Source organism: Paenibacillus borealis (genome assembly GCF_000758665.1).
GTDB classification, from domain to species: domain Bacteria; phylum Bacillota; class Bacilli; order Paenibacillales; family Paenibacillaceae; genus Paenibacillus_AQ; species Paenibacillus_AQ borealis.
Genome location: NZ_CP009285.1, coordinates 131,018 through 156,724 on the forward strand (window position 1 = coordinate 131,018; position 25,707 = coordinate 156,724).

The following is a 25,707-nucleotide window of genomic DNA, read 5'->3' on the forward strand; positions in this document are numbered from 1 at the left end:
TCCGATATGTATGAGATTAACGGGTTTGCGGCACCGGCTGCGCCAGTAGTCATTCATATAGGGGGGATCACGATGGGATGGTGGAACGCTAAGTGGCTGAGCAGAGATGCAGAAGGGGCGAATGATGCCCATACGGAAGAGGAATGGGGTACGGTGTATCAGGAGGTCCGCAAAGCGCAGTCGGAGTGGGAGCGGGCATATCTGATGTTTGATGAGGCAATGGGGCAGGACCAGATCGACTATGCCATCTATATACTGGAAGCGGCAGAGCGAAAATATCAGATTCACCTTAAGCATGCCAAGAGACTGGGACTCAACCGGAGCCAGCTGCCGATGTAACCGGGAATAATTATAGAGGAGGATCACGATGCTAAGAACTGTTGCTATGGGTGTGCTGATTCTGTCAGGACTTCTGCTGATTCTAATTGTTTTCAGAAAAAAACTGGGCTGGGCATGGATAAGTGTATTCGGGACTCATCTTATTCTGGCTGCAATCGGTATTTATATCGTTAACTTCTCCGGTATTCTAACGGATGTGTATATTCCGCTGAATCCCACAACCATAGGCGCAGTAACGATTCTTGGACTGCCGGGGGTACTAATGCTGCTCGGTTTAAAATTAACTTTGTTTTAAAGGTTGACGCAGGTTATTGATTTATGATACATTAAGTCTCGGCCCTTTGAGCAAGATGTTCTCGGATAACTTGCTGAAAGCTAAAGCGAAAAAAGAAATTAAAAAAACGCTTGACTGAAACAAAGGTGCTGTGATATATTATAAAGGTCGCTGCTGAAACAAACATCGGCGACAAAACATGAGACATTGATCTTTGAAAACTGAACAACGAGTGAGTATCGGAAATCACCTTGGTGAGATCCAAATTAGAGAATATAACAATTCTCGTCAGATGTTTCAAAATGAGCAATCGCTCTTTCTAAATACAATTTGGAGAGTTTGATCCTGGCTCAGGACGAACGCTGGCGGCGTGCCTAATACATGCAAGTCGAGCGGAGTTATGATGGAGCTTGCTCCTGATTAACTTAGCGGCGGACGGGTGAGTAACACGTAGGCAACCTGCCCTCAAGACTGGGATAACTACCGGAAACGGTAGCTAATACCGGATAATTTCTTTCCTCTCCTGAAGAGAGAATGAAAGGCGGAGCAATCTGCCGCTTGGGGATGGGCCTGCGGCGCATTAGCTAGTTGGTGGGGTAACGGCTCACCAAGGCGACGATGCGTAGCCGACCTGAGAGGGTGAACGGCCACACTGGGACTGAGACACGGCCCAGACTCCTACGGGAGGCAGCAGTAGGGAATCTTCCGCAATGGGCGAAAGCCTGACGGAGCAACGCCGCGTGAGTGATGAAGGTTTTCGGATCGTAAAGCTCTGTTGCCAGGGAAGAACGTCCGGTAGAGTAACTGCTACCGGAGTGACGGTACCTGAGAAGAAAGCCCCGGCTAACTACGTGCCAGCAGCCGCGGTAATACGTAGGGGGCAAGCGTTGTCCGGAATTATTGGGCGTAAAGCGCGCGCAGGCGGTCATTTAAGTCTGGTGTTTAAACCTTGGGCTCAACCTGAGGTCGCACTGGAAACTGGGTGACTTGAGTACAGAAGAGGAAAGTGGAATTCCACGTGTAGCGGTGAAATGCGTAGATATGTGGAGGAACACCAGTGGCGAAGGCGACTTTCTGGGCTGTAACTGACGCTGAGGCGCGAAAGCGTGGGGAGCAAACAGGATTAGATACCCTGGTAGTCCACGCCGTAAACGATGAGTGCTAGGTGTTAGGGGTTTCGATACCCTTGGTGCCGAAGTTAACACAGTAAGCACTCCGCCTGGGGAGTACGGTCGCAAGACTGAAACTCAAAGGAATTGACGGGGACCCGCACAAGCAGTGGAGTATGTGGTTTAATTCGAAGCAACGCGAAGAACCTTACCAGGTCTTGACATCCCGATGAAAGCATTAGAGATAGTGCCCCTCTTCGGAGCATCGGAGACAGGTGGTGCATGGTTGTCGTCAGCTCGTGTCGTGAGATGTTGGGTTAAGTCCCGCAACGAGCGCAACCCTTGACTTTAGTTGCCAGCAGGTAAGGCTGGGCACTCTAGAGTGACTGCCGGTGACAAACCGGAGGAAGGTGGGGATGACGTCAAATCATCATGCCCCTTATGACCTGGGCTACACACGTACTACAATGGCCGGTACAACGGGAAGCGAAACCGCGAGGTGGAGCCAATCCCAGCAAAGCCGGTCTCAGTTCGGATTGCAGGCTGCAACTCGCCTGCATGAAGTCGGAATTGCTAGTAATCGCGGATCAGCATGCCGCGGTGAATACGTTCCCGGGTCTTGTACACACCGCCCGTCACACCACGAGAGTTTACAACACCCGAAGTCGGTGGGGTAACCCGCAAGGGAGCCAGCCGCCGAAGGTGGGGTAGATGATTGGGGTGAAGTCGTAACAAGGTAGCCGTATCGGAAGGTGCGGCTGGATCACCTCCTTTCTATGGAGAATCGTCACCTGCAACGGTGACATTCAAATCGGAAGCTAAAGCTTCCACAATAGAACCTTCGGGTTCGGACACTCACTCGTGTTCAGTTTTGAAAGAGCAAGTCTCTTTCGTATGCGTTTGGTGGCGATAGCGGAGGGGTTCCACACGTACCCATCCCGAACACGACCGTTAAGCCCTCCAGCGCCGATGGTACTTGGACCGAAGGGTCCTGGGAGAGTAGGACGCCGCCAAGCGAACAATCAATTTATTGGTTGTTTCAACATGTTATCTGTTATATGGGCTTTTAGCTCAGTTGGTTAGAGCGCACCTCTGATAAGGGTGAGGTCGGTGGTTCGAGTCCACCAAGGCCCACCATATAACATTTTAGAATTGAATAATCCCTTTATGGGGCCATAGCTCAGCTGGGAGAGCGCCTGCCTTGCAAGCAGGAGGTCAGCGGTTCGATCCCGCTTGGCTCCACCAATTATCTTTACAAGAGTATATGCAAGAACTTGATCCTTGAAAACTGGATACCGAAACGAATTTGCGTTTTAGAACATCTTTTAGCTGAAACTTGTGAAAGCAAGTTGAAATAGTTATTAGTCATGCTGAGCGATGGTTTTGGATTATGAGGGACTTTTGGCTTTAAACAGAATAGCGGACGGATTCATCCGGAAGCGCTGTTTAAAACAAGATGAGCGAATGAGCCAATACCGGAGCGATTGGTTAAGCTAATAAGAGCACACGGAGGATGCCTAGGCGCCAGGAGCCGACGAAGGACGTGGCGAACAACGAAACTGCCTCGGGGAGCTGTAAGCAAGCTTTGATCCGGGGGTGTCCGAATGGGGAAACCCAGCTGTGGTAATTCGCAGTTACTCGTATCTGAATACATAGGATACGCAGAGGCAGACCAGGGGAACTGAAACATCTAAGTACCCTGAGGAAGAGAAAACAATAGTGATTCCGTCAGTAGCGGCGAGCGAACGCGGAACAGCCTAAACCAAGGGGCTTGCCTCTTGGGGTTGTGGGACGTCTCACATGGAGTTACAAAGGAATATGGTAGGTGAAGAGGTCTGGAAAGGCCCGCGATAGAGGTAAAAGCCCTGTAGCCTAAACTGTGTTCTCTCCGAGACGGATCCCGAGTAGTGCGGGGCACGTGAAACCCCGTATGAATCCAGCAGGACCATCTGCTAAGGCTAAATACTACCTGGCGACCGATAGTGAAACAGTACCGTGAGGGAAAGGTGAAAAGCACCCCGGAAGGGGAGTGAAATAGAACCTGAAACCGTGTGCTTACAAAAAGTCAGAGCCCGATCTATGGGTGATGGCGTGCCTTTTGTAGAATGAACCGGCGAGTTACGTTTAACATGCAAGGTTAAGGTGAGAAGCCGGAGCCGCAGCGAAAGCGAGTCTGAATAGGGCGACTGAGTATGTGGACGTAGACCCGAAACCGTGTGATCTACCCCTGTCCAGGGTGAAGGTGCGGTAACACGCACTGGAGGCCCGAACCCACGCATGTTGAAAAATGCGGGGATGAGGTGGGGGTAGCGGAGAAATTCCAATCGAACTCGGAGATAGCTGGTTCTCCCCGAAATAGCTTTAGGGCTAGCCTCGGTGAATGGAGTGGTGGAGGTAGAGCACTGATTGGGTGCGGGGCCCGCAAGGGTTACCAAGCTCAGTCAAACTCCGAATGCCATTAACTTCTTGCCGGGAGTCAGACAGTGAGTGCTAAGATCCATTGTCAAAAGGGAAACAGCCCAGACCATCAGCTAAGGTCCCCAAGTGTGTGTTAAGTGGGAAAGGATGTGGAGTTGCACAGACAACCAGGATGTTGGCTTAGAAGCAGCCACCATTGAAAGAGTGCGTAATAGCTCACTGGTCGAGTGACTCTGCGCCGAAAATGTAACGGGGCTAAACACACCACCGAAGCTATGGCTAGATGCTTTGCATCTGGGGTAGGGGAGCGTTGTATGTGGGTTGAAGGTGTACCGTAAGGAGCGCTGGACAGCATACAAGTGAGAATGCCGGTATGAGTAACGAAAAGATCAGTGAGAATCTGATCCGCCGAAAGCCCAAGGTTTCCTGAGGAAGGCTCGTCCGCTCAGGGTAAGTCGGGACCTAAGGCGAGGCCGAAAGGCGTAGTCGAAGGACAACAGTTTGAAATTACTGTACCACCGTAATCCGCTATGAGCGATGGGGTGACGCAGGAGGGTAGTGACGCGGACTGATGGATGTCCGTCTAAGCAGTGAGGCTGGTGTGTAGGCAAATCCGCACACCGTAAGGCTGGGCTGTGATGGGGAGCGAAAATTGTAGTAGCGAAGGTCATGATCTCACACTGCCAAGAAAAGCCTCTAGCCAGGAGAAGGTGCCCGTACCGCAAACCGACACAGGTAGGCGAGAAGAGAATTCTAAGGCGCGCGGAAGAACTCTCGTTAAGGAACTCGGCAAAATGACCTCGTAACTTCGGGAGAAGAGGTGCCTCGGTAGGGTGAATAGCCCGAGGGGGCCGCAGTGAAAAGGCCCAAGCGACTGTTTAGCAAAAACACAGGTCTGTGCGAAGCCGCAAGGCGAAGTATACGGGCTGACGCCTGCCCGGTGCTGGAAGGTTAAGGGGAGTGGTTAGGGGTTAAACCCGAAGCTGTGAACCGAAGCCCCAGTAAACGGCGGCCGTAACTATAACGGTCCTAAGGTAGCGAAATTCCTTGTCAGGTAAATTCTGACCCGCACGAATGGCGTAACGACTTGGGCGCTGTCTCAACGAGAGATCCGGTGAAATTTTAATACCTGTGAAGATGCAGGTTACCCGCGACAAGACGGAAAGACCCCATGGAGCTTTACTGCAGCTTGATATTGAATTTGGGTACGATCTGTACAGGATAGGTGGGAGCCGTTGAGGCAGGAGCGCAAGCTTCTGCGGAGGCGCCGTTGGGATACCACCCTGATCGTATCTAGGTTCTAACCTAGTACCCTAAGCGGGTACGGGGACCGTGTCAGGCGGGCAGTTTGACTGGGGCGGTCGCCTCCTAAAGAGTAACGGAGGCGTTCAAAGGTTCCCTCAGAATGGTTGGAAATCATTCGCAGAGTGCAAAGGCATAAGGGAGCTTGACTGCGAGACCTACAAGTCGAGCAGGGACGAAAGTCGGACTTAGTGATCCGGTGGTACCGCATGGAAGGGCCATCGCTCAACGGATAAAAGCTACCCTGGGGATAACAGGCTTATCTCCCCCAAGAGTCCACATCGACGGGGAGGTTTGGCACCTCGATGTCGGCTCATCGCATCCTGGGGCTGAAGTAGGTCCCAAGGGTTGGGCTGTTCGCCCATTAAAGCGGTACGCGAGCTGGGTTCAGAACGTCGTGAGACAGTTCGGTCCCTATCTGTCGTGGGCGCAGGAAATTTGAGAGGAGCTGTCCTTAGTACGAGAGGACCGGGATGGACGTACCGCTGGTGCATCAGTTGTTCCGCCAGGAGCATGGCTGAGTAGCTACGTACGGACGGGATAAGCGCTGAAAGCATCTAAGCGTGAAGCCCCCCTCAAGATGAGATTTCCCAATTAGTAAGACCCCTTGAAGACGACGAGGTAGATAGGTTGGAGGTGGAAGTGCAGCAATGCATGGAGCTGACCAATACTAATCGGTCGAGGGCTTATCCAACAATTCTAACACGCAGATTCGTTTCGGATTCAGTTTTCAGGAATCAATTTCCTGTGCGGATTTACATGGCTACCATTTATTTGGAGAGATACCCAAGTGGCTATAAGGGGACCCTCTGCTAAGGGGTTAGACTGCGTAAGCGGTGCGAGGGTTCGAATCCCTCTCTCTCCGCCATTATAAATCCAATACTTGTAGTGTGGCGGCGTAGCTCAGCTGGCTAGAGCGTACGGTTCATACCCGTGAGGTCGGGGGTTCGATCCCCTCTGCCGCTACCATACATACCCGGAGGCTTAGCTCAGCTGGGAGAGCATCTGCCTTACAAGCAGAGGGTCGGGGGTTCGAACCCCTCAGCCTCCACCATTTTTAAATCTTAGATCCACCTTACACCGTGCCGGTGTAGCTCAACTGGTAGAGCAACTGACTTGTAATCAGTAGGTTGGGGGTTCAAGTCCTCTCGCCGGCACCATTTTTTACATTAAATTGTGGAACCGTGGTGTAGTTGGCCTAACATGCCTGCCTGTCACGCAGGAGATCGCGGGTTCGAATCCCGTCGGTTCCGCCATTTTTTTTGTTTTAAGGCTTTTTTTATGGCTCGGTAGCTCAGTCGGTAGAGCAAAGGACTGAAAATCCTTGTGTCGGGGGTTCGATTCCCTCCCGCGCCACCATATATGGAGGCTTAGCGAAGTGGCCAAACGCATCAGACTGTAAATCTGCTCACGTACGTGTTCGGTGGTTCGAATCCATCAGCCTCCATCCCTTTTTATGAGCCATTAGCTCAGTTGGTAGAGCACCTGACTTTTAATCAGGGTGTCGAAGGTTCGAGTCCTTCATGGCTCATCCCAATCAAGAAGTCATCACTTTAAAGTGATGGCTTTTTTTATGTTTTCTGGAGGTATGGAATAATAAAAAACACGCAAATTACCCGGAACTCGTTTAAAACCTCTCTCCTCGTTTAATTATAAGTCTATAATGCTGCAGAAATGAGGGAATGACAATTGATCTATGATGCGATTATAGTCGGCGGCGGTTTTGCCGGGCTTCAGGCGGCTATTCAGTTGGGGCGGTACTCAGCCCATCAGGTGCTTGTAATTGATGCTGGAGGCGGAAGATCCAGTTTATGCCGGAGCTATCATAATATATTGGGCTGGCCTGATGGTGTGCCGGGTGAAGAGCTGCGGGCCAGGGGGAGACTTCAGGCGGAAAGAGCAGGTGTAGAGTTTCAGAAGGATAGAATAGTTAAGGCAGAGAAACCGGATGAATTATTCATACTTCATGGAGCCGGGGGACAGCAGTATATATGCAGGGTTCTGCTTCTTGCTACAGGAGTAATGGACCGCTTTCCTGAGCTGCCCGGCTTATTACCTACTCTTGGCAAAACAATATATGTGTGCCCGGACTGCGATGGCTTTGAGATTCAGAACCGGCAGACCGTATTGATGGGCTCTGGCGATGTAGGTGCTAATATGGCTTTTGTTTTGCGGGAACGCACGGGTGATCTGACGTACATTAATCATGAGCGCACCCCCGTGTCGGCGGAGAATCGTATTCGGCTGAATGATGAGGATATACAGTATATCGAAGAACCAGTAGCCCACATCGAGGAAGAGAACGGAAGAATTGAGGCGGTAGTCCTGGAGAGCGGCGAAGTGCTGCCGGCAGAGCGCGGGTTCATTGCTTTTGGCCAGAATCCAGTGCATTCGGAGCTTGCTGCACAGCTGGGAGTGACGCTTCATAAGAACAAGCATGTAGAGGCTAATAAACGTTCATTAATGACTAATATAGAGCATGTATGGGTGGCGGGAGATGTTGCCGTTCATGCGGAGCAGGCGACGGTGGCTATGGGTGAAGGAGCAATTGCCGGGATCTGGATGCATAAGGTTCTGAAGAAAATGAGTCCGGTAGTCTTTCCTCCAGCCAAGAAACGTTTTGCGGAAAAATAGATTGTGGATAAACAAAGCCAATTGTCACTTAGGGTTCAGGAGAGCTATTCCGCATGTTGTAGCAAAATATGATAAAATAGGCGAAAAGAGCAAAAGTGGTGGAGAATGGTGACGATGGATAGCGAGGTTCTGCGTCAAAAATTGGAGCAACTCACCGGAAAGAGAACCGGAATCAAGCAGCTCGGGAGGCAGCATTCAGCTTCTCTTTTTGGCATGGGCACGGAGCAGGAGCAAGCGGTAATTCATGAGGGATATCTATGGATTCCTCTTTATGACAATGACGGACGTATAACCGCGGTGTGGGTGGAGACAGAAGGGCTGTCACCATTGGAGTTGCAGCTGGTCGATTATGCCGGCCGGAACTTCGCGGTTGCCCTCAAGGCTACCGGACTTAAGGAAGAGGGCGAGATGGAAGCCCGTCAGCTCAGCAGCTGGCTGAACGCACAGCTCGAGCAAGAGAAGGATGATACGGAGATTCCGGATGATATTACGCTGAAAGGCCGGCTGTTCGGGGATATGATTCCTTTTTTGCTGGTTAGTGAGAATGTCCATAATCCTCAGATGACGTACCGTTCGTTAATGAAGCTGCTGCGCAGTTATTTTGAGAATGAAGTTCTGTTAATTCCCCTGCAGGATAAAGAATGGTTAATTTTAGCCCGTAAGGAACTGCTCACCGGCGGAGATGATAAGGAAGATGAGGAAGAAAGTGCAGAGGATCTGCTGTCTCAGACCTCTATGGGACTGCATGAACTGATTGCCAGTGAATGGGTTGGGGTCTTCCATCTGGCGGTTTCTCCGGCTATCATCCCGGTTAAAGGGCTGACAGGTTCCGTGGCTCTGCTGCGTGAAACGATTATTCTGGGCCGGATCTTCCAGGTAGGCGATTATATCCATCTGCCATGGGAGCTTCATATGGAGCGTCTGGTGAACAGTATCCCTGATGACCGCCGCAGACAGCTGCTGGGTCAGATCGGTGATTATACGGCTGTGCTGGCGGATAAAGAAATGCTGCTGACTTTGGAGACATTCTTTGAAATGGACTGCAATGTCAGTGAGACTGCGAAGAAGCTGTATATCCACCGGAACACGCTGCTGTACAGACTTGACAAGATCAAGCAGGAGACGGGAGCCGACGTCCGCAGCTTCGGGGATGCTGCAATTGTGAAGTTAGCCATGTTATTGTATAAAGTGACGAAAAGAAAATAGGATTTTTGTGAACCTTGCAAATAGCCAGGAGGCCAGGTCTGGGGTAAGATAAGTGTACAAGAAAGCGTTTGATTTTCTAATCCAATAATTGACTCGAGGGGGAAATACAATGGCAGGCGTACGTTTAGAGCATATTTTCAAAAAATACCCGGGTTCCGATAAAGCGACAGTAATCGATATCAATCTTGATATTAAAGATAAGGAATTTCTCGTACTGGTTGGTCCTTCCGGTTGCGGTAAATCCACAACACTGCGTATGATCGCAGGTCTTGAAGAAATCTCCGAAGGTAAAATGTACATTGGCGACCGTGTAGTGAATGACGTGGCTCCTAAAGACCGCGATATCGCGATGGTATTCCAATCCTACGCCCTGTACCCGCATATGAGCGTGTATCAGAACATGGCTTTCGGTCTGAAACTGCGTAAAGTGAAGAAAGAAGAAATCGACAAGAAAGTGCGCGAAGCAGCAAGAATCCTCGATATCGAGCATTTGCTGGAACGCAAACCTAAGGCACTGTCCGGTGGTCAACGCCAACGTGTCGCTCTGGGCCGCGCTATTGTCCGTGATCCGCAAGTCTTCTTGATGGATGAGCCTCTTTCCAACTTGGATGCTAAACTTCGTGGTCAAATGCGTGCTGAAATCACTAAGCTGGTTAAACGCCTTGAAACCACTTGTATCTACGTAACGCATGACCAGACAGAAGCTATGACCATGGGTGACCGTATCGTAGTTATGTACGATGGTATCATTCAACAAGCAGCTTCCCCTGAAGAATTGTACAATGAGCCTACAAACCTGTTCGTTGCAGGATTCATCGGATCCCCAACAATGAACTTTATCAATGGTACACTCTCCGATGTTGGCGGCGCTGTCCGCTTCCGCGCGGATAACCTTGATGTTGAAGTTCCAGGAGGCAAAGCTACAATCCTGCGCAACAAAGGTTATATCGGCAAAGATGTAATCATGGGCGTTCGTCCAGAAGATATCCATGAAGAGCCAGTATTCCTGGAAGCTTCCCCTAACACAATCTTCACTTCGCTCGTTGATGTTACCGAAAACCTTGGTCATGAAATGCTCCTCTACTTGAGCGGCCTTGGCGCTAACACTGTAATTGCCCGTGTAGATGGACGTTCCACTACCCGTGAAGGCAGCAAGCCTAAATTGGCAATCGACATGAACAAAATTCACCTCTTCGATAAAGAGTCCGAACTGAACATTCTGCTGGGATAAGACAAAGCACAGCGGGATATAGGTTATAATAGAAGAAAGCCGCCCTCACAGGCGGCTTTTTCTTGTATTAGGCATGTGGAGCCGGAGATAAAACGTATTGGTCCAAAGACCCGGAAAGCAGGGCATTTCGTCAGGACTGCCTTAGCAACACCATAGGTAATAAGATTGCATTCATAGGCGTTATCAATTAAGATAGCAGGAGAATTACCTGTAGCTGGAATGGGAAAAGTTGTGAACCAGGGTGCAGGAAGCGGGCACAACCGCAGGTGACGAAAGGACGGACATACATGGCTAAGAAGGTAAAGGTATCAGAATTGGTACAGCATTTTCAATTAGAGGTTGTTTCCGGACAAGAGGGTCTGAAAAGACCGATTACAGTGGATGACTTGAATCGTCCGGGACTGGAAATGGCCGGTTATTTCGAATATTATCCGGAAGAACGTGTTCAGCTGCTGGGCAAAACAGAGCTGGCCTTTTTCTCGATGCTTCCTGAGGAAGAACGCAAAAGCCGGATTCGCGGAATCTGTAACGACAACACTCCTTGTATTGTAATTACCCGTGCGCTGGATGTTCCGCAGGAGCTTATTGAAATCAGCAATGAAAAAGGACTGCCTGTGCTGCGCAGCTCGATGGCGACCACAATTTTCTCAAGCAGACTGACAAGCTTCCTGGAAGGCAGACTGGCACCCACAGCTACTATTCACGGCGTACTCTGTGATGTATATGGTGTGGGTATGCTGATTACTGGCAGCAGCGGTATCGGTAAAAGTGAAACAGCGCTGGAACTGGTGAAACGCGGTCATCGTCTGATCGCGGATGATGCTGTAGAGATCCGTCAGACCTCGGATAACCAGCTGCATGGCACAGCTCCGGAACTTATTCGTCACTTGCTTGAAATCCGCGGGGTAGGGATTATTAATGTAATGACTCTCTTCGGTGCCGGGGCAATCCGTAATCATAAGCGGATCACACTGGTCGTTAGACTTGAAGCCTGGCAGCAGGATAAACAATATGACCGGCTCGGACTGGACGAGGAGACTACACGGATCATTGACACCGATGTGCCGCTTGTAACGATCCCCGTACGTCCGGGACGTAACCTTGCGGTAATTATCGAGGTTGCAGCGATGAACTACCGGTTGAAACAAATGGGCTTTAACGCGGCTCTACAATTTACGAATAAACTTACAGCCACCATCTCTGAAGACATGGATGATCTGGACTAGGAGTGTGAGAGCATGTTTTTTTCATTAGCGATTAATCCGATTGTCTTCTCCATCGGTTCGCTGCCTGTTCACTGGTATGGGTTGATACTGGGTCTTGGTGCATTAGCCGGATTATTCCTTGCTATTCAAGAAGGCAAACGCTACAACATTCCGCAGGAGTTCTTCATGGACATGCTGCTGCTCGGAGTCCCTTCAGCGATCATTGGCGCGCGGATTTATTTTGTAGCGTTCAAGTGGGAAGATTATAAGGACAACCTGCTGGATATATTCAAGGTCTGGAATGGCGGTATTGCTATTTATGGCGCGCTGATCGGGGCGATCATCTGCGGAATTATTTATTTCCGTTACAAGGGTTATCCGTTCTGGCGAATCGTGGACATTTGTGCACCTGGACTGCTTGCCGGTCAGATGATCGGCCGTTGGGGTAACTTCATTAATCAGGAAGCCTATGGCGGTGTTGTAGAGGAATCTTTCCTGCGCGACAAGCTGCATCTGCCGGACTTTATTGTGAATCAAATGTACATAGGGGATGCGTTCCACCATCCAACCTTCCTGTATGAATCGCTCTGGAGCTTGCTGGGAATTCTGCTCCTCATGGTACTGCGCCGCCAGAAATTCATCCGTGCCGGGGAAATCTTCATGTCTTATTTCATCTGGTATTCGATCGGCCGCTTCTTTATTGAAGCTTTACGCACGGACAGTCTTGGATTTAACGGGAGCAGCGGTTTGGCATCGTTCATTAATGGTCTTTGGAGTCCAATGAAATGGCTGGGATTTGAGCAGGGGTATTTCGATCCGGCTTACGGTAATGTCCGTATCTCACAGCTGCTGGCACTACTGATCATTGTCGTTGCAGTTGCATTGATCATTGTACGGCGTGTAAGCGGTCAGCCGAAGGCTCATTATTCTGATCCGATTGTCAGCACTAAACCGGCGGCAGCAGATGCTGTCGTTCCCGAGAGTGCAGTCCATACACCGCAGAAGGCTCCTCAGCCTATTCAGCCGGTGGAGGGTTCATCTGAAGATAAGGAAACAAAGGAGTAGTAGAACGAATGATAGAATGCGTGTTATTTGACTTGGACGGAACGATTGTGAATACTAATGAGCTGATCATCGGCTCATTCATGCATGCGCTGAAGGAGAATAACCTGCCGGTTCTAACCCGGGAAGAGATTATTCCCCATATGGGAACTACGCTCCAGCAGCAGATGAGTGCATTCTCCGGTCTGCAGGATACAAGCGTGCTGGAGCTTTCTTACCGTTCATATAATTATGCGCATCATGATGAGCTGATCCGTTCGTTTCCTCATGTGAATGAGACTATGGAAGGGCTGTTAAGCCGGGGAATAAAACTCGGGATTGTAACAACGAAGATCCGTCCGACTACACTCAAAGCGCTGGAAATGTTCGACCTGCTGAAGTATATGGATACGATTGTGACGGTTAATGATGTCATTCAGCCTAAGCCGCATCCTGAGCCTGTTCTAACAGCGGTTGCTAATCTGGGTGTTGATCCGGCCCGAACCCTGATGGTGGGTGACAGTGCTGTCGATATTCAATCTGCTAAAGCAGCAGGTGTGCGTGTCGCTGGTGTTGCCTGGTCGCTTAAAGGTGAGGACATGCTGCGCAAGTACGACCCGGATTACATCATCCACGACATGACAGACTTGTATACTATAGTGGAGCAGGAGACGAAGCAGCCGTGAGAAAGTTAACCCGCTATCCGGTGGAGGGCCATAATTCGCTCTGGTATATTTACCGCACGGTCAGCCCGTGGAAGGGTGTGCGCAATTTTATTTTCATCCAGATTGCCCGCTACTGTCCGGTCTTGCCGCTTAAGAACTGGATTTACCGCAGGGTACTGGGCATGAAGGTGGGCAAGCATACCGCGTTTGGGCTAATGGCGATGGTGGACGTGTTTTTTCCTGAAATGATCACTGTCGGCGAAAACTCGGTAATCGGTTATAACACAACCATTCTTGCCCATGAATACCTCATTAAAGAGTACAGGCTGGGTGAAGTCATTATCGGTGAAAATGTACTGATCGGAGCCAACACAACGATATTGCCCGGCGTTACTATTGGAGATGGGGCGGTTGTTGCAGCGGGGTCTGTCGTGCATAAGAATGTAGCTGCCGGCTCGTTTGTCGGGGGCAATCCGCTGCGTGAGCTGCGTCCGCCGGGTTCAGCGGTGAATGGGATAGAAGAATAGTCATCAGGTAACATTTTACCCTGCAGTTTCATATTGCGTGTATCTGCGCAGGAGCTGCAGGGTTTCTTGCGTTAACTTCGTAAGGGGAGTGAAATAAGTAATCTTAAGCAACCTTTAAGTGTTCGGCGGGTATATATTGGCGGTATACTTGTAATTGCAGGAGCGGGTTATTCCGCGTACGGACGCGCAGCACACATATCAGAACGAAATAATCAGCAGGGGCAGACTTCCTGATAGGTATCACTTCCGCTTGGCGCCGATGAACAGCCATCATAGCAGAGAAGAGGAATCTTAAAGTGAATGCAGCTAAACAGGAACGCCTTCCCCAGCTGGATATTTACCGTGCTCTGGCGATACTGGGCGTATTGCATGTACACTCATCATCTTTTGCGGCCGGAGAAATGGCACTCCAGTCGCCCTATTATTACTGGCTGAACTGGATCAACATTTTTTTCAAATTCGGTACGCCGTCATTTATTTTTCTCAGTAGCTTCGTGCTGTTCTATAATTATTACGGTAGGCCCGTGACGCGGAGCCTGATCGGAAGCTTTTACCGGCGTAGGCTGAAGTACATTCTGCTCCCCTATCTGCTGGCCTCCATCGGCTATTACGGATTGACCTTGTACGTTAATGGTAAGCTGACACAGCCTCTGGCAGAGAGCGTCTCCAGCTTCCTGGGAGCCTTATTTACGGGTTCAGCTTATGCGCATTTGTATTTCGTATTCATCAGTATCCAGTTCTACCTGCTGTTTCCGCTGCTGCTCAAGCTGCTGCAGAGTTCACGGCTGTGGGTGCGCTGGGCTTTTCCGCTTGGACTTGCGCTGCAGTGGGTATTCATTATCTGGAACAAGTACCAGCTGCATATTGTGGAAAAAGGAAGCTTGTCGATCTCTTATCTGGCATACTATATGCTGGGCGCTTATATCGCTATAAATTTCGAACAGATCAAGCAGTGGCTGATGAAGCCCTGGCGTGAACTGGCAACCGGGCATAAAGTGCTGACTGTGCTGCTGGTGACACTGTGGCTGGGGGCAGCCTTCACCCATGTGCAGTTATGGTATAGAGCCCGCCACTTCGGGGTATGGACGGACTCGCTGTGGTACGAGCTGCTCTGGAATGTACATACGATACTGTCGGCGCTGGTGCTGCTGTATGCCACTTTTCTTATTTACCGCAGGGCACCGAAGGTGATTGTTGCTATTTTGACCCGGCTGGGCGAGATTTCATTTGCGGTGTATCTGATTCATCCTCTGCTGCTTGCAATGTATAGAAGATTCGGCACGGGTATCCCAACAGATTCGTTAACCTATGTATTCTATATTTACGGAGGATTGGCGGTGGCGCTGGCCGGCAGCTGGATCATTGTGCAATTTGCGTTCCGCCGCATCCGCCTGTCCTGGGTGGCATTCGGGAGCGTACCGCGTTCACTTGCCCCTCCGTTGAAGGATAAGCCTGTGCGCGGGAGCACAAATGGTGGAGTGCTCGAAGGCAAAGATATCAGTAAATCATGAGAGTTCAACAGAAACCCAATTCAGGCATCAGGGATGCGGGTCTAAGCAGGAGGAAAGATAATGGCTCAAAAAGAAAGAATTCCGCAGCTCGATATATTCCGGGCGATTGCGATCATTGCTGTCATAGCGATTCATGCCACTTCGCGGACACTGGCGGAAACACTGGATACGTCTTTGTTTCATCCGTTTCTGTTCATTAACAAGTTCAGCCAGTTCGCTGTACCTTCGTTCGTGTTCCTAAGCGGGTTCGTGCTGTTCTACAATTATTTTGACCGCCGCTTAAGTGGCAAGACACTTGCCAAATTCTATAGCCGAAGGCTGATTTATATTATTGTGCCGTATCTTGTTTTTTCGGTGCTGTACTTTATATTAAAAATGACTGCCGGGCACACTTGGGGCATGCCTCTTAATGAGCAGGCGGCCAAATTCGGCAAATATCTGTGGACCGGTACGGCATATACCCATCTCTACTATATTATTATCATTATCCAGTTCTATGTGCTGTTCCCGCTCATGCTCTGGTGTCTGCAGAAGGTCCGCCGTCTGGCGGCGTGGGCACCGGTCATCGGCCTTGCGCTGCAGTGGGGCTTCGTGCTGCTGAACAAATATATGGCCAATCACGGGTACTGGCAGCTGTCTAAGGGCAGTCTTGCGATCACGTACTTCTCTTATTTCCTGCTCGGTGCAGCGATTGCGGTATATTACAGCTCTTTGAAAAAGTGGCTGATTCCTACCCGCGAAGGCTGGCGCTCCGGTAAAGGGGCAAGCTGGGTAGTACTATGGCTCTTATGGGCCGCTGCAGGGATCGTTCATGTGGAGCTGTGGTTCAACAATTATACGAAAAAGACGGTTATCAACAGTCTATGGTATGAAGGCTTCTCCAATCTTCATGCACTGCTCTCTTGTCTTGTGCTGTTCCAGCTGTCCTTCCTGCTGTACGGAGCGGGGCGGAGTCTGCTGGCAAGACTGCTGATCTCTGCAGGTGCCTGCTCCTTCGGGATATACCTGCTGCATCCGGCGCTGCTCTTCTTCTATAGAAAGCTGCCGCTGCACGGCGGATCGCTTGCCTACACGGCTGCAATTGCCGGGGGCTGGCTGGTGGCCTTCGCCGGCTCCTGGCTGGTCGTCGCCCTCGTCTTCCGTTATGTGAAGCCGGCATGGGTACTGTTTGGTTCTGCGCCGCAAAAGGTTAAGCCGGCGCCTAAAGCAACAGTGTAATCGTGTACGCTTGAAATTCAGAAATAAATGTGACTACAATTCCAGAATAATAATAAAGCGCCGACTGGCCGCAGATGCGGGCCGGTCGGCGCTTTTATTCAGATATTGGCACGCTTGCAGACTACTCCCCGGCTTGTTCACGCTGGAAATCGGCAATTGCCTGATATTGGCCTTCGAGGCTCCGGTATACGGAGATATAGATGGGCAGCAGCTGCTTATAGACTTTGGCATGTGCCTGGACGGGTTCATGGCGGTGGGTAGAGCCGATCATCCCGAATACGGAATCGAAGGAATCGATCCGGCCTATGGCATACAGCCCGAGTACAACTGCGCCGAGGCAGGAGCTCTCGAAGCTCTCGGGAACCACAACCTCCTGGTCAAATATATCCGCCATCATCTGCCGCCATAGAGCCGAGCGGGCGAAGCCGCCAGTGGCCAGGATTCTGCCCGGCTGGCCGATAACCTCCTCCATGGCGAGCAGTACGGTGTACATATTGAAGATGACACCCTCCAGCACCGAGCGGATCATATGTTCCTTGCGGTGATTCATGCTTAATCCGAAGAAGGAGCCGCGGGCATCCGGATTCCACAGCGGGGCACGCTCACCGGTAAGATACGGATGGAAGAGCAGTCCATTGCTGCCCGGAGGCACCTGTTCGGCAATGCGGGTGAGCACCTCATAAGGGTCAATGCCGAGGCGCTTCGCGGTCTCTACCTCTGAGGCGGCGAACTCATCACGCACCCAGCGGAACAGCATGCCGCCATTATTCACGGGTCCGCCAATGACCCAGTGCTTGTCCGTTAGTGCATAGCAGAAGATCCGCCCCTTCGGGTCGGTCAGCGGCCGGTCCACCACGGTGCGGATGGCACCGCTGGTGCCTATAGTAGCGGCAATAACCCCCGGCTCTATGGCGCCAACCCCCAGATTGGACAGGACACCGTCACTGGCACCTACAATAAACGGGGTGGTGGCCAGGAGCCCAAGCTCTTCCGGAAGCCCCGGAAGCAGCCCCTGCATGAGCTGCGTGGTTGGCACCGGTCTTGATAGACGTTCTGGAGTAATACCGGCAATACGGAGCGCCTCAGCATCCCAGTCAAGCTTCTCCAGATTGAACATGCCTGTAGATGAGGCAATGGAATGATCGATTACATAATCGCCGAACAGCCTGAAGAAGATATATTCTTTGATGGAGATGAATTTATGGGTCTGGCTGAACAGCTCCGGCTGCTCCTCACCGAGCCACATCAGCTTGGTAATCGGAGACATTGGGTGGACAGGTGTTCCTGTCCGCATATACAGCTCATGCCCGTTCAGTTCATTCTTCAGCCGCCGGGCAGCGGCGCTGCTCCGGTTGTCGGCCCAAGTGATACAGGCAGTCAGCGGTTTGCCGGAAGAATCTACAGCGATGACGCTATGCATGGCTGAGCTGAAGGAGACAAGCAGAATCTGGTCAGGAGAGATGTGGCTGTCCTGCATGACCGCTGCTATGGTATGGATTACGGCTTGCAGAATCTGGCCGGGGTCCTGTTCTGCGACAGAAGGGGAAGGCTGATGAAGCGGATAGCCTTGATTGCTCTGTGCGACGATTGTTCCGTTCTCCTTGAAGAGGACAGCCTTGGTGCTGGTGGTTCCAATATCAACGCCGATCATATAGGATGTATTCAAGCGGTCAGTCCTTCTTTCTGCTCTGAAATAGATACCGGGAATACTTAATGCAGGAAATAAAGTACAATTATATTTATATAGGATGAACTTAAGAATGAAGGGGTGGAGAGGCTGTCTAGCCTGATTTATAAGGAATCACGCCACTTCGCAGGGAACATTGTTAAGTTCACGTTCTACAGCTTATTATATTCGCAGGGAATGACGGTGGCAAAGAGGGGGGATAAGCTCAGCTTAGCCTATAGTCCAAGCCCCCGAGACCGGCGGACAAGAAGCGGATTGTTGACGCAAAAGGATAGTCCGTGATACGATATTACCACTGCTTTAGTTTACTACCACTTTACCATATTAAAGTATTTGAAGATACTTCTTATGATATCTGATGAGGTGAAAAGTGAAGATGTCCAAACCAAAAGGATTCGAAAAACCTGCCGGCGTACGGGATTATCTCCCGCGTGCGGTAACGAAGCTGCGCAAGATTGAGAACGATGTGCTGCACTGCATGAGCCGCTGGGGTTACCGGCAGATGATTACTCCCACTCTTGAATATTATGATACGGTCGGTGTGGCCAGTTCCACGTCAGACCAGAAGTTGTATAAATTACTGAATAACCGAGGTCAGGCACTCGTGCTGCGTTCGGAAATGACAGCGCCTGTTGCCCGCGTGGTCTCCTCATTACTGAAGGATGAACCGCTGCCGCTTCGTCTGTCCTATCATGCCAATGTCTTCCGTGCTATCGAAGAGGAGGCAGGACGGGAAGCGGAATTCTTCCAGACCGGGGTAGAGCTTGTCGGAGATGATTCACCAGAGGCGGACGCAGAGGTTGTTGCGCTGGCAATTGCCTCGCTGGAGGCAGCGGGAGTGAAATCTTTTAAAATTGCGATAGGGCATGTAGGCTTCCTCGACGGTCTGTTCCAGGAGGCGGTATCCGGCCTCCCGGAGGCCCAGGAAGAGCTGAAAAGTCATCTGCTGGGCCGTGATTATGTCGCTTTCCGGGAGACGCTGCGGCGCCTGGAGTTGTCTGAAGCCCAGAAGAAGGAGCTGGACGGACTGCTGCGGTTGCGGGGCGGCAAGGAAATCTGCGGACAGGCGCTGGAGCTTAGCAGCCATCCGCTGGCGCGTGCTTCGATCGAGCATTTATGCAAGGTATGGGAAGTGCTTGTCGCGTACGGCGTCTCTCAGCATGTGCTGATTGATCTGACGATGATCGGTGATTTCTCCTACTATACCGGCATGACATTTGAAGGTTATGCTTCTGAATTGGGCTTCCCGGTATGCAGCGGCGGCCGGTACGACAATCTGCTCCAGCAGTTTGGGCGTCCGATTCCGTCGACAGGCTTCTCGCTGAAGACCAACCGTATTCTGGACGGCGTATCTGGAGTGACTGAAGAGGAAGAGCTGCCAATACTGGTCCAATATGATGCCCTGCGGCGCCAGGAAGGTCTTGCCGAGGCAGCCCGGCTGCGGAATGACGGCCACGCTGTGGTAACCCGGCTGGCGGCAGGCCCAGAAGAGCTGAAGGTCGTGAAGCGGCTGGATGCGGATACCGTTGAGGCGGAGGGTGAGCGTTACGGCGAGATTTATACGTTCGTGTCGTTCGTCAGCGAGCATGGGTGAGCGGAGCAGCGGGATTCATTGAAATGATGAATATGAGATGAAGCAAGAATAAGATGAAGCAAGATATGAGAAGCAAGATTTAAGATGAAAAAAATATGAGATGAATGGATTGCTGCGGGTAATTAAAGAAGCAGAAGCTGAAACGGAGGCGGGTAATGATGGCACAGATTCTTAAGGTCGCCATGCCGAAAGGCCGGATTTACAATAAAGCGGCAGAGCTGTTCCGCAAGGCGGGACTGCCGATTCCACCGGAAGGGGAAGAATCACGGAAGCTGGTGATTTCACTGCCGGAAGCCGGAATGGAGTTTATTCTTGCCAAGCCGGTAGATGTGCCTACATATGTAGAGTATGGTGTAGCGGATATTGGTATCGTCGGCAAAGATGTACTGTTGGAAGAAAACCGTGATGTGTACGAGCTGCTTGATCTGGGAATCGCCCGCTGCCGGATGTCGATTATCGGACTTCCGAACTGGCAGCCGGGCATCCAGCAGCGGGTAGCGACCAAATATCCGAACGTGGCCTCACGGTACTTCCGCGAGCAGGGCCAGCAGGTGGAGGTCGTGAAGCTGAACGGCTCCATCGAGCTTGCGCCGCTGATTGGGCTGGCTGACCGGATCGTGGATATGGTGGAGACTGGCCAGACTCTGAAAGACAACGGGCTGGTGGAAATGACCAGTATCTTCGAAATCACGAGCCGCCTGGTGGCCAACCGGGTAAGCTACCGGATGAAGAATGAGGAGATCCAGCAGCTGTGCGACCGCCTGCAGGGAGTGATTGCAGGTCCGGGGCTGCAGATTAACAGATAAATTTATTGCAGGCAAAGAATAAGCTTCGGAGAGCGTTACGCAGTTAACACTAAATTGAAGGTTATGGATGTAAAAGGGGGAAGCAGCGGTGAAGGTCCAGTCCAGTAAGGAATTTAAGCTGCAGCGTGAAGTGGAATACGGCACGCCGGAGCAGAACAAGGCCGTACGTGAAATCGTGGCCGGTATCAAACAAGAGGGCGATACGGCGCTGCTCCGGTATACGGAGCGCTTCGACGGCGCAGTGCTGACGCCTGCGCAGCTGCGGGTCACGCCGGAGGAGCTTGAGGCCGCCTATGGCCGGGTAGAGGAATCCTTCGTGACGGCAATCCGCGCGGCGGCTGTGAATATCCGCGCGTTCCATGCGCGGCAGAAACGCAATTCCTGGATGGATCTGCAGCCGGACGGCACGATCCTCGGACAGATCATCCGCCCGCTGAAGCGGGTGGGCGTCTATGTTCCCGGCGGCAAGGCGGCATATCCGTCCTCGGTGCTGATGAACGTTATTCCGGCACAGATCGCCGGCGTGCCGGAGATCGTGATGGTAACACCGCCTTCGACCGGCGGTACGGAAGGCATTGATCCCTATATTCTCGTTGCCGCCGCTGAAGCGGGCGTAAACGAGATATACCGCGTAGGCGGCGCGCAGGCGATCGCCGCCCTGGCCTTCGGCACGGAATCCATCGTGCCGGTCGATAAGATCTGCGGGCCAGGGAACATCTACGTGGCCCTGGCCAAACGCGAGGTCTACGGCGCTGTCGATATCGACAGCATCGCCGGACCGAGCGAGATCGTCGTGCTCGCCGACGATACCGCCGAGGCCGCCTACGTCGCGGCCGACCTGCTCTCGCAGGCCGAGCACGACGAGATGGCCTCGGCGATCCTCGTGACGCCGTCGCAGCGTCTCGCGGAGGCCGTTGCTGCCGAAGTAGAACGGCAGCTGCAGACGTTGCCGCGCGAGACCATCGCGCGGGCCTCGGTGGACAACTACGGCGCGATTATCGTCGTGGAATCGCTCGAAGAGGGCATCTCCGTGGTGAACCGGCTGGCGCCGGAGCATCTGGAGATTGTGGTGGCGGACCCGATGGGGCTGACCGGCGCGATTGAGAACGCCGGGGCGATCTTCCTGGGTCCTTACAGCTCGGAGCCGGTCGGCGATTATTTCGCCGGACCGAACCATATTATACCGACCAACGGCACAGCAAGGTTCTCCTCGCCTGTGGACGTGGATGATTTCATTAAGAAATCCAGCCTGATTTATTACAGCAAGGAAGCGCTGCTGCGGGACGGGGCGGCGATTATGGAGCTTGCCCGGCGGGAGGGGCTGGAAGGCCACGCCCGTGCAATAGAAATCCGGCTGGAGAACGAAGCGAAAGGTGGAGACCGTAATGGAGAACAATAATAACGAATTGGCGCTGCGCAAGGCCGGACTTAGCCGTACGACCAACGAGACGGACATCGCGTTGACTTTTGCCGTAGACGGCAGCGGAGTTTCGGAGCTTGAGACCGATGTGCCTTTTCTGAATCATATGCTGGATTTATTCACGAAACATGGACAATTTGATCTGAACGTGCAGGCGCGGGGAGATATCGATATTGATGATCACCACACCGTAGAGGACATCGGCATTTGTCTGGGACAGGCACTGCGGGAAGCGCTGGGCGACAAAAAAGGCATCAAGCGGTACGCGAGTGTCTTCGTCCCTATGGATGAGGCATTGGCCCAGGTAGTGATTGATATCAGTAACCGCCCGCATTTTGAGTACCGGGCTACCTATCCTTCCCAGCAGGTGGGCAGCTTCTCGACGGAGCTGGTTCATGAGTTCCTCTGGAAGTTTGCACTGGAAGCCAGAATTACGCTGCATGTCATTGTACATTACGGCTCCAATACCCATCACATGATCGAAGCGGTATTCAAGGCGCTGGGACGGGCGCTGGATGAAGCGACACTGGTCGATCCCCGGGTGAAGGGCGTGCCTTCCACGAAGGGAGTGCTGTAGCATGGCTGTAGCAATCGTCGATTACGGCATGGGCAACCTGCACAGTGTCAGTAAGGCAGTAGAGCGCTTAGGGTATGCGAGTCTTGTGACGGCTGATCCCGGCGAGATTCTGGCGGCAGACAGCGTGATTCTGCCGGGTGTCGGTGCCTTCGGCGATGCGATGGAACATCTGCGGGAGAGCGGGCTGGACGTTGTGGTTAAGGAGGCAGCTGCTGCCGGACAGCCGCTGCTGGGCATATGCCTCGGGATGCAGCTGCTGTTCAGCAGCAGCCAGGAGCATGGCGAGCATAACGGCCTGGATATTCTGCCGGGATCGGGGGTTCGGTTCGCCCCCCGTGACGGCTACAAGGTGCCGCATATGGGCTGGAACAAGCTGAGCTTCCGCCAGCCGGAGAGTCCGCTTCTGACCGGTCTTGAGGAAGGCCATGTCTACTTCGTCCACTCCTATCATGTGATTGCCGATGCAGAGAGCGACCTGCTGGCCGTCACGGATTATGGACATCCGGTAACGGCAGTAGTGGGCCGGAACAATGTATACGGCATGCAGTTCCACCCGGAAAAGAGCGGCGAGCTTGGTATCAAGCTGCTGGGGAATTTTCTGCGGCTTACAAGAGAATAGGCGTGAAGCCTGAATAACTAGATTGCAAATTGTAATGAAAGCGGGGAGCGCCACATGTCTTCTTTTATCGTATATCCGGCGATTGATATCCGGGACGGCAAATGTGTAAGGTTGCAGCAGGGCGACTACAGCCAGGAAACCATATATAACGACAGTCCGGCTAAGGTGGCTAAGTCATGGGAGGAACAGGGCGGACAGTTTATCCATCTGGTCGATTTGGACGGAGCCAAAGCCGGGCATCCGGTCAATGACGCTATCATCGGAGCTATCGCCAAGAGTGCGAATGTGCCCGTTCAGGTCGGCGGCGGTCTCCGCACGCTTGCCGATGTGGAGAAGCTGCTGGGTCTTGGCATCAGCCGGGTCATTATCGGCACGGCGGCGATCAATGATCATGCTTTTACTGAAGCGGTTCTCGCGAAGTATGGTGATAAGGTTGCCATCGGTATCGACGCCCGGAACGGCTATGTGGCTACGCATGGATGGCTGAACACCTCCGAGGTGCGCGCTGAGGATCTGGCCAAGGAGCTGGCGGCCAAAGGCGCAGAGACCTTCATCTATACGGATATCTCCCGTGACGGGATGATGCAGGGTCCGAATGTGGAAGGTATTCTGTCTATGGCCGGAGCGAGCGGCAAAACCGTAATCGCCTCAGGCGGCGTTACCAGCCTGGACGATCTGCTGCGCCTGAACGTACATAGCGGCAGCGGGATCGGCGGGGCTATTGTCGGCAAAGCGCTCTACACAGGCAATATTGATCTGGCTGCAGCCCTGCAGGCGCTGGGACAGTCCTCCGGATCGCTGTAACAACAATTAATATAGCCTGTGCAATACAAGGAGGGGTCTTGGGATGTTAGCCAAACGGATAATCCCCTGTCTGGATGTGAAGGACGGGCGGGTAGTGAAGGGTGTTAATTTTGTCAACCTGCGTGATGCCGGAGATCCGGTGGAGCTGGCGGCGCTGTATGACCGTGAGGGTGCGGATGAGCTGGTATTCCTGGACATCTCTGCGTCTGTAGAAGGCCGGGCGACGATGGTCGAGGTGGTGCGGCAGACCGCCGGGGAGATCGCTATTCCGTTCACAGTGGGCGGCGGGATTTCGACGCCTGAGGACATGAAGCGGATTCTGCGCGCCGGTGCGGACAAGATCGGGATTAATACGGCTGCCGTCAATAATCCGCAGCTGATCCTCGAAGGAGCCCGGCACTTCGGCTCCCAGTGCATTGTGGTGGCGATGGATGCCAAATATAATGAAGCTTGGGGCGAATGGGAAGTGTACACGCACGGCGGACGTACGCCTACAGGTATCCGGGCGCTTACCTGGGCCAAGGAAGCTGAGCGGCTGGGAGCCGGCGAGATCCTGCTTACGAGCATGGATGCCGACGGCACGAAGGACGGCTTCGACCTGAAGCTGACAGCTGCGGTCTGCGATCTGCTGAGCATTCCTGTGATTGCTTCCGGCGGCGCGGGGAGAATTGATCATTTCTATGATGTATTTACCGCAGGCAAGGCAGATGCCGGACTTGCGGCAACTATTTTTCACTATAAAGAGATTGCCATCCATGATTTGAAGGCTGATCTTAAGCAAAGAGGGGTAGAGATCCGATGAGCGAAGATAAGAAAGACATAGCGCAGAGCCAGCAGGAGGCATTGTCAGGCATCCGCTGGAATGAAGCCGGTCTGCTGCCGGCAGTGGTGCAGGATGCCCGTACCCTGGAAGTGTTAATGTTCGCCTATATGAATCCGGAGTCACTACGGCTGTCGCTAGAGAGCGGGCAGACCTGGTTCTGGAGCCGTTCGCGCAGTGAACTCTGGCATAAGGGCGGAACCTCGGGCAATACCCAGGCCATCACCTCGATCCATTACGATTGTGACAGTGATACGCTGCTGGTGAAGGTCGTGCCGGAAGGTCCGGCCTGCCATACCGGGGAGAACAGCTGCTTCTTCCGCGAAATACCTTTCGATTCACCGCCGGCCTCTGAAGGAGCCGGGGCTGCTATTAAATCCGCAGCAGCAGACAGTGAACGGTTTGCTGTACTGGCTGAGCTGGAACGCGTGATTGCCGAGCGGGAAGTGAACCGTCCGGAAGGGGCGTACACTACGTATCTGTTCGACAAAGGCGTCGACAAGATTCTCAAGAAGGTCGGCGAAGAAGCCTCCGAAACGATCATCGCCGCCAAAAATAAAGATAATGCCGAGCTGCGCCTTGAAGTCAGCGATCTGATCTATCACCTGCTCGTGCTGCTGCAGGAACGCAAGCTTCCGCTGGATGAGATTCTGGAAGAGCTGAGCGCCCGCCACGAACGGCCTCGCCGGGACTAGGGAGG

Annotated in this window: 20 protein-coding genes, 10 tRNA genes and 3 rRNA genes; 32 read left to right on the forward strand and 1 reads right to left on the reverse strand. The window is 52.4% G+C overall.

Annotated features, from left to right (window positions below; all coding sequences use genetic code 11):
• The first annotated feature begins 72 nt into the window (after positions 1–72).
• From PBOR_RS00620 to PBOR_RS00735, 24 genes are all read left to right on the forward strand, one after another.
• Entirely contained in the window at positions 73–339 is a 267-nt protein-coding gene (locus tag PBOR_RS00620) for a DUF2508 family protein (RefSeq protein ID WP_042209998.1), read from the forward strand.
• 28 nt (positions 340–367) lie between these two features.
• Entirely contained in the window at positions 368–634 is a 267-nt protein-coding gene (locus tag PBOR_RS00625; protein ID WP_042209999.1) for a pro-sigmaK processing inhibitor BofA family protein, read from the forward strand.
• A gap of 306 nt (positions 635–940) precedes the next feature.
• Positions 941–2,496, forward strand: a 16S ribosomal RNA gene (locus PBOR_RS00630).
• A gap of 125 nt (positions 2,497–2,621) precedes the next feature.
• Positions 2,622–2,738: ribosomal RNA gene (gene rrf / locus PBOR_RS00635) — 5S ribosomal RNA — on the forward strand.
• 44 nt (positions 2,739–2,782) lie between these two features.
• Positions 2,783–2,859, forward strand: a tRNA-Ile gene (locus PBOR_RS00640).
• Between the two features lie 32 nt (positions 2,860–2,891).
• Positions 2,892–2,967, forward strand: a tRNA-Ala gene (locus PBOR_RS00645).
• Positions 2,968–3,208: 241 nt separating this feature from the next.
• Positions 3,209–6,136, forward strand: a 23S ribosomal RNA gene (locus PBOR_RS00650).
• Together the 16S, 23S and 5S rRNA genes with 10 tRNA genes alongside form the textbook arrangement of a ribosomal RNA operon.
• 82 nt (positions 6,137–6,218) lie before the next feature.
• A tRNA-Ser gene (locus PBOR_RS00655) sits at positions 6,219–6,310 on the forward strand.
• A gap of 24 nt (positions 6,311–6,334) precedes the next feature.
• A tRNA-Met gene (locus tag PBOR_RS00660) sits at positions 6,335–6,411 on the forward strand.
• Between the two features lie 9 nt (positions 6,412–6,420).
• Positions 6,421–6,496: transfer RNA gene (locus tag PBOR_RS00665), tRNA-Val, on the forward strand.
• A 30-nt stretch (positions 6,497–6,526) separates the two neighbouring features.
• Positions 6,527–6,602: transfer RNA gene (locus tag PBOR_RS00670), tRNA-Thr, on the forward strand.
• A gap of 18 nt (positions 6,603–6,620) precedes the next feature.
• Positions 6,621–6,698: transfer RNA gene (locus PBOR_RS00675), tRNA-Asp, on the forward strand.
• 27 nt (positions 6,699–6,725) lie between these two features.
• Positions 6,726–6,801 (forward strand) — tRNA-Phe (locus tag PBOR_RS00680).
• Positions 6,802–6,806: 5 nt separating this feature from the next.
• Positions 6,807–6,889, forward strand: a tRNA-Tyr gene (locus tag PBOR_RS00685).
• An 11-nt stretch (positions 6,890–6,900) separates the two neighbouring features.
• A tRNA-Lys gene (locus PBOR_RS00690) sits at positions 6,901–6,973 on the forward strand.
• Between the two features lie 158 nt (positions 6,974–7,131).
• Positions 7,132–8,076 (forward strand): NAD(P)/FAD-dependent oxidoreductase, encoded by a 945-nt coding sequence (locus tag PBOR_RS00695; RefSeq protein ID WP_042210000.1) that lies wholly within the window; start codon positions 7,132–7,134, stop codon positions 8,074–8,076.
• 114 nt (positions 8,077–8,190) lie between these two features.
• Entirely contained in the window at positions 8,191–9,282 is a 1,092-nt protein-coding gene (locus PBOR_RS00700; protein WP_042210001.1) for a PucR family transcriptional regulator, read from the forward strand.
• Between the two features lie 109 nt (positions 9,283–9,391).
• Complete coding sequence (locus PBOR_RS00705) at positions 9,392–10,513, forward strand: ABC transporter ATP-binding protein (protein ID WP_039302337.1); 1,122 nt, start codon at positions 9,392–9,394, stop codon at positions 10,511–10,513.
• A 287-nt stretch (positions 10,514–10,800) separates the two neighbouring features.
• Positions 10,801–11,739 (forward strand): HPr(Ser) kinase/phosphatase, encoded by a 939-nt coding sequence (gene hprK / locus PBOR_RS00710; protein ID WP_042132736.1) that lies wholly within the window; start codon positions 10,801–10,803, stop codon positions 11,737–11,739.
• 12 nt (positions 11,740–11,751) lie between these two features.
• Complete coding sequence (lgt, locus tag PBOR_RS00715; RefSeq protein WP_042210002.1) at positions 11,752–12,783, forward strand: prolipoprotein diacylglyceryl transferase; 1,032 nt, start codon at positions 11,752–11,754, stop codon at positions 12,781–12,783.
• An 8-nt stretch (positions 12,784–12,791) separates the two neighbouring features.
• A complete protein-coding gene (gene ppaX, locus PBOR_RS00720; RefSeq protein ID WP_042210003.1) occupies positions 12,792–13,445 on the forward strand; it encodes a pyrophosphatase PpaX in 654 nt (217 codons plus the stop codon).
• Entirely contained in the window at positions 13,442–13,951 is a 510-nt protein-coding gene (locus tag PBOR_RS00725) for an acyltransferase (protein ID WP_042210004.1), read from the forward strand. The genes ppaX and PBOR_RS00725 overlap by 4 nt, the downstream gene beginning before the upstream one ends.
• 296 nt (positions 13,952–14,247) lie before the next feature.
• Positions 14,248–15,462, forward strand: a complete 1,215-nt coding sequence (locus tag PBOR_RS00730; protein ID WP_042210005.1) for an acyltransferase — start codon at positions 14,248–14,250, stop codon at positions 15,460–15,462.
• A 60-nt stretch (positions 15,463–15,522) separates the two neighbouring features.
• Positions 15,523–16,680, forward strand: coding sequence for an acyltransferase (locus PBOR_RS00735; RefSeq protein ID WP_042210006.1), 1,158 nt, complete (start codon positions 15,523–15,525; stop codon positions 16,678–16,680).
• Positions 16,681–16,801: 121 nt separating this feature from the next.
• Here the strand turns inward: PBOR_RS00735 and gntK are convergent, their stop codons facing one another.
• On the reverse strand, positions 16,802–18,331 hold the full coding sequence (gene gntK / locus PBOR_RS00740; protein ID WP_425415527.1) for a gluconokinase: 1,530 nt from the start codon (positions 18,329–18,331) through the stop codon (positions 16,802–16,804).
• 412 nt (positions 18,332–18,743) lie between these two features.
• On the opposite strand from gntK, the gene PBOR_RS00745 reads away from it, so the two are divergent.
• From PBOR_RS00745 to hisIE, 8 genes are all read left to right on the forward strand, one after another.
• Complete coding sequence (locus PBOR_RS00745) at positions 18,744–19,961, forward strand: ATP phosphoribosyltransferase regulatory subunit (RefSeq protein WP_042210008.1); 1,218 nt, start codon at positions 18,744–18,746, stop codon at positions 19,959–19,961.
• A 158-nt stretch (positions 19,962–20,119) separates the two neighbouring features.
• Entirely contained in the window at positions 20,120–20,767 is a 648-nt protein-coding gene (gene hisG / locus PBOR_RS00750; protein ID WP_042218739.1) for an ATP phosphoribosyltransferase, read from the forward strand.
• 88 nt (positions 20,768–20,855) lie between these two features.
• Complete coding sequence (gene hisD, locus PBOR_RS00755; protein ID WP_042210009.1) at positions 20,856–22,166, forward strand: histidinol dehydrogenase; 1,311 nt, start codon at positions 20,856–20,858, stop codon at positions 22,164–22,166.
• The gene (gene hisB, locus PBOR_RS00760; protein WP_042210010.1) at positions 22,153–22,764 is read left to right on the forward strand and encodes an imidazoleglycerol-phosphate dehydratase HisB; all 612 of its coding nucleotides are present in this window, start codon (positions 22,153–22,155) and stop codon (positions 22,762–22,764) included. Before hisD ends, hisB begins: the two co-directional genes overlap by 14 nt.
• A 1-nt stretch (position 22,765) precedes the next feature.
• On the forward strand, positions 22,766–23,383 hold the full coding sequence (gene hisH, locus PBOR_RS00765) for an imidazole glycerol phosphate synthase subunit HisH (protein ID WP_042210011.1): 618 nt from the start codon (positions 22,766–22,768) through the stop codon (positions 23,381–23,383).
• A 54-nt stretch (positions 23,384–23,437) separates the two neighbouring features.
• On the forward strand, positions 23,438–24,187 hold the full coding sequence (gene hisA / locus PBOR_RS00770; protein WP_042210012.1) for a 1-(5-phosphoribosyl)-5-[(5-phosphoribosylamino)methylideneamino]imidazole-4-carboxamide isomerase: 750 nt from the start codon (positions 23,438–23,440) through the stop codon (positions 24,185–24,187).
• 43 nt (positions 24,188–24,230) lie between these two features.
• A complete protein-coding gene (gene hisF, locus PBOR_RS00775) occupies positions 24,231–24,989 on the forward strand; it encodes an imidazole glycerol phosphate synthase subunit HisF (protein WP_042210013.1) in 759 nt (252 codons plus the stop codon).
• The gene (hisIE, locus tag PBOR_RS00780; protein ID WP_042210014.1) at positions 24,986–25,702 is read left to right on the forward strand and encodes a bifunctional phosphoribosyl-AMP cyclohydrolase/phosphoribosyl-ATP diphosphatase HisIE; all 717 of its coding nucleotides are present in this window, start codon (positions 24,986–24,988) and stop codon (positions 25,700–25,702) included. Before hisF ends, hisIE begins: the two co-directional genes overlap by 4 nt.
• Positions 25,703–25,707: the final 5 nt, after the last annotated feature.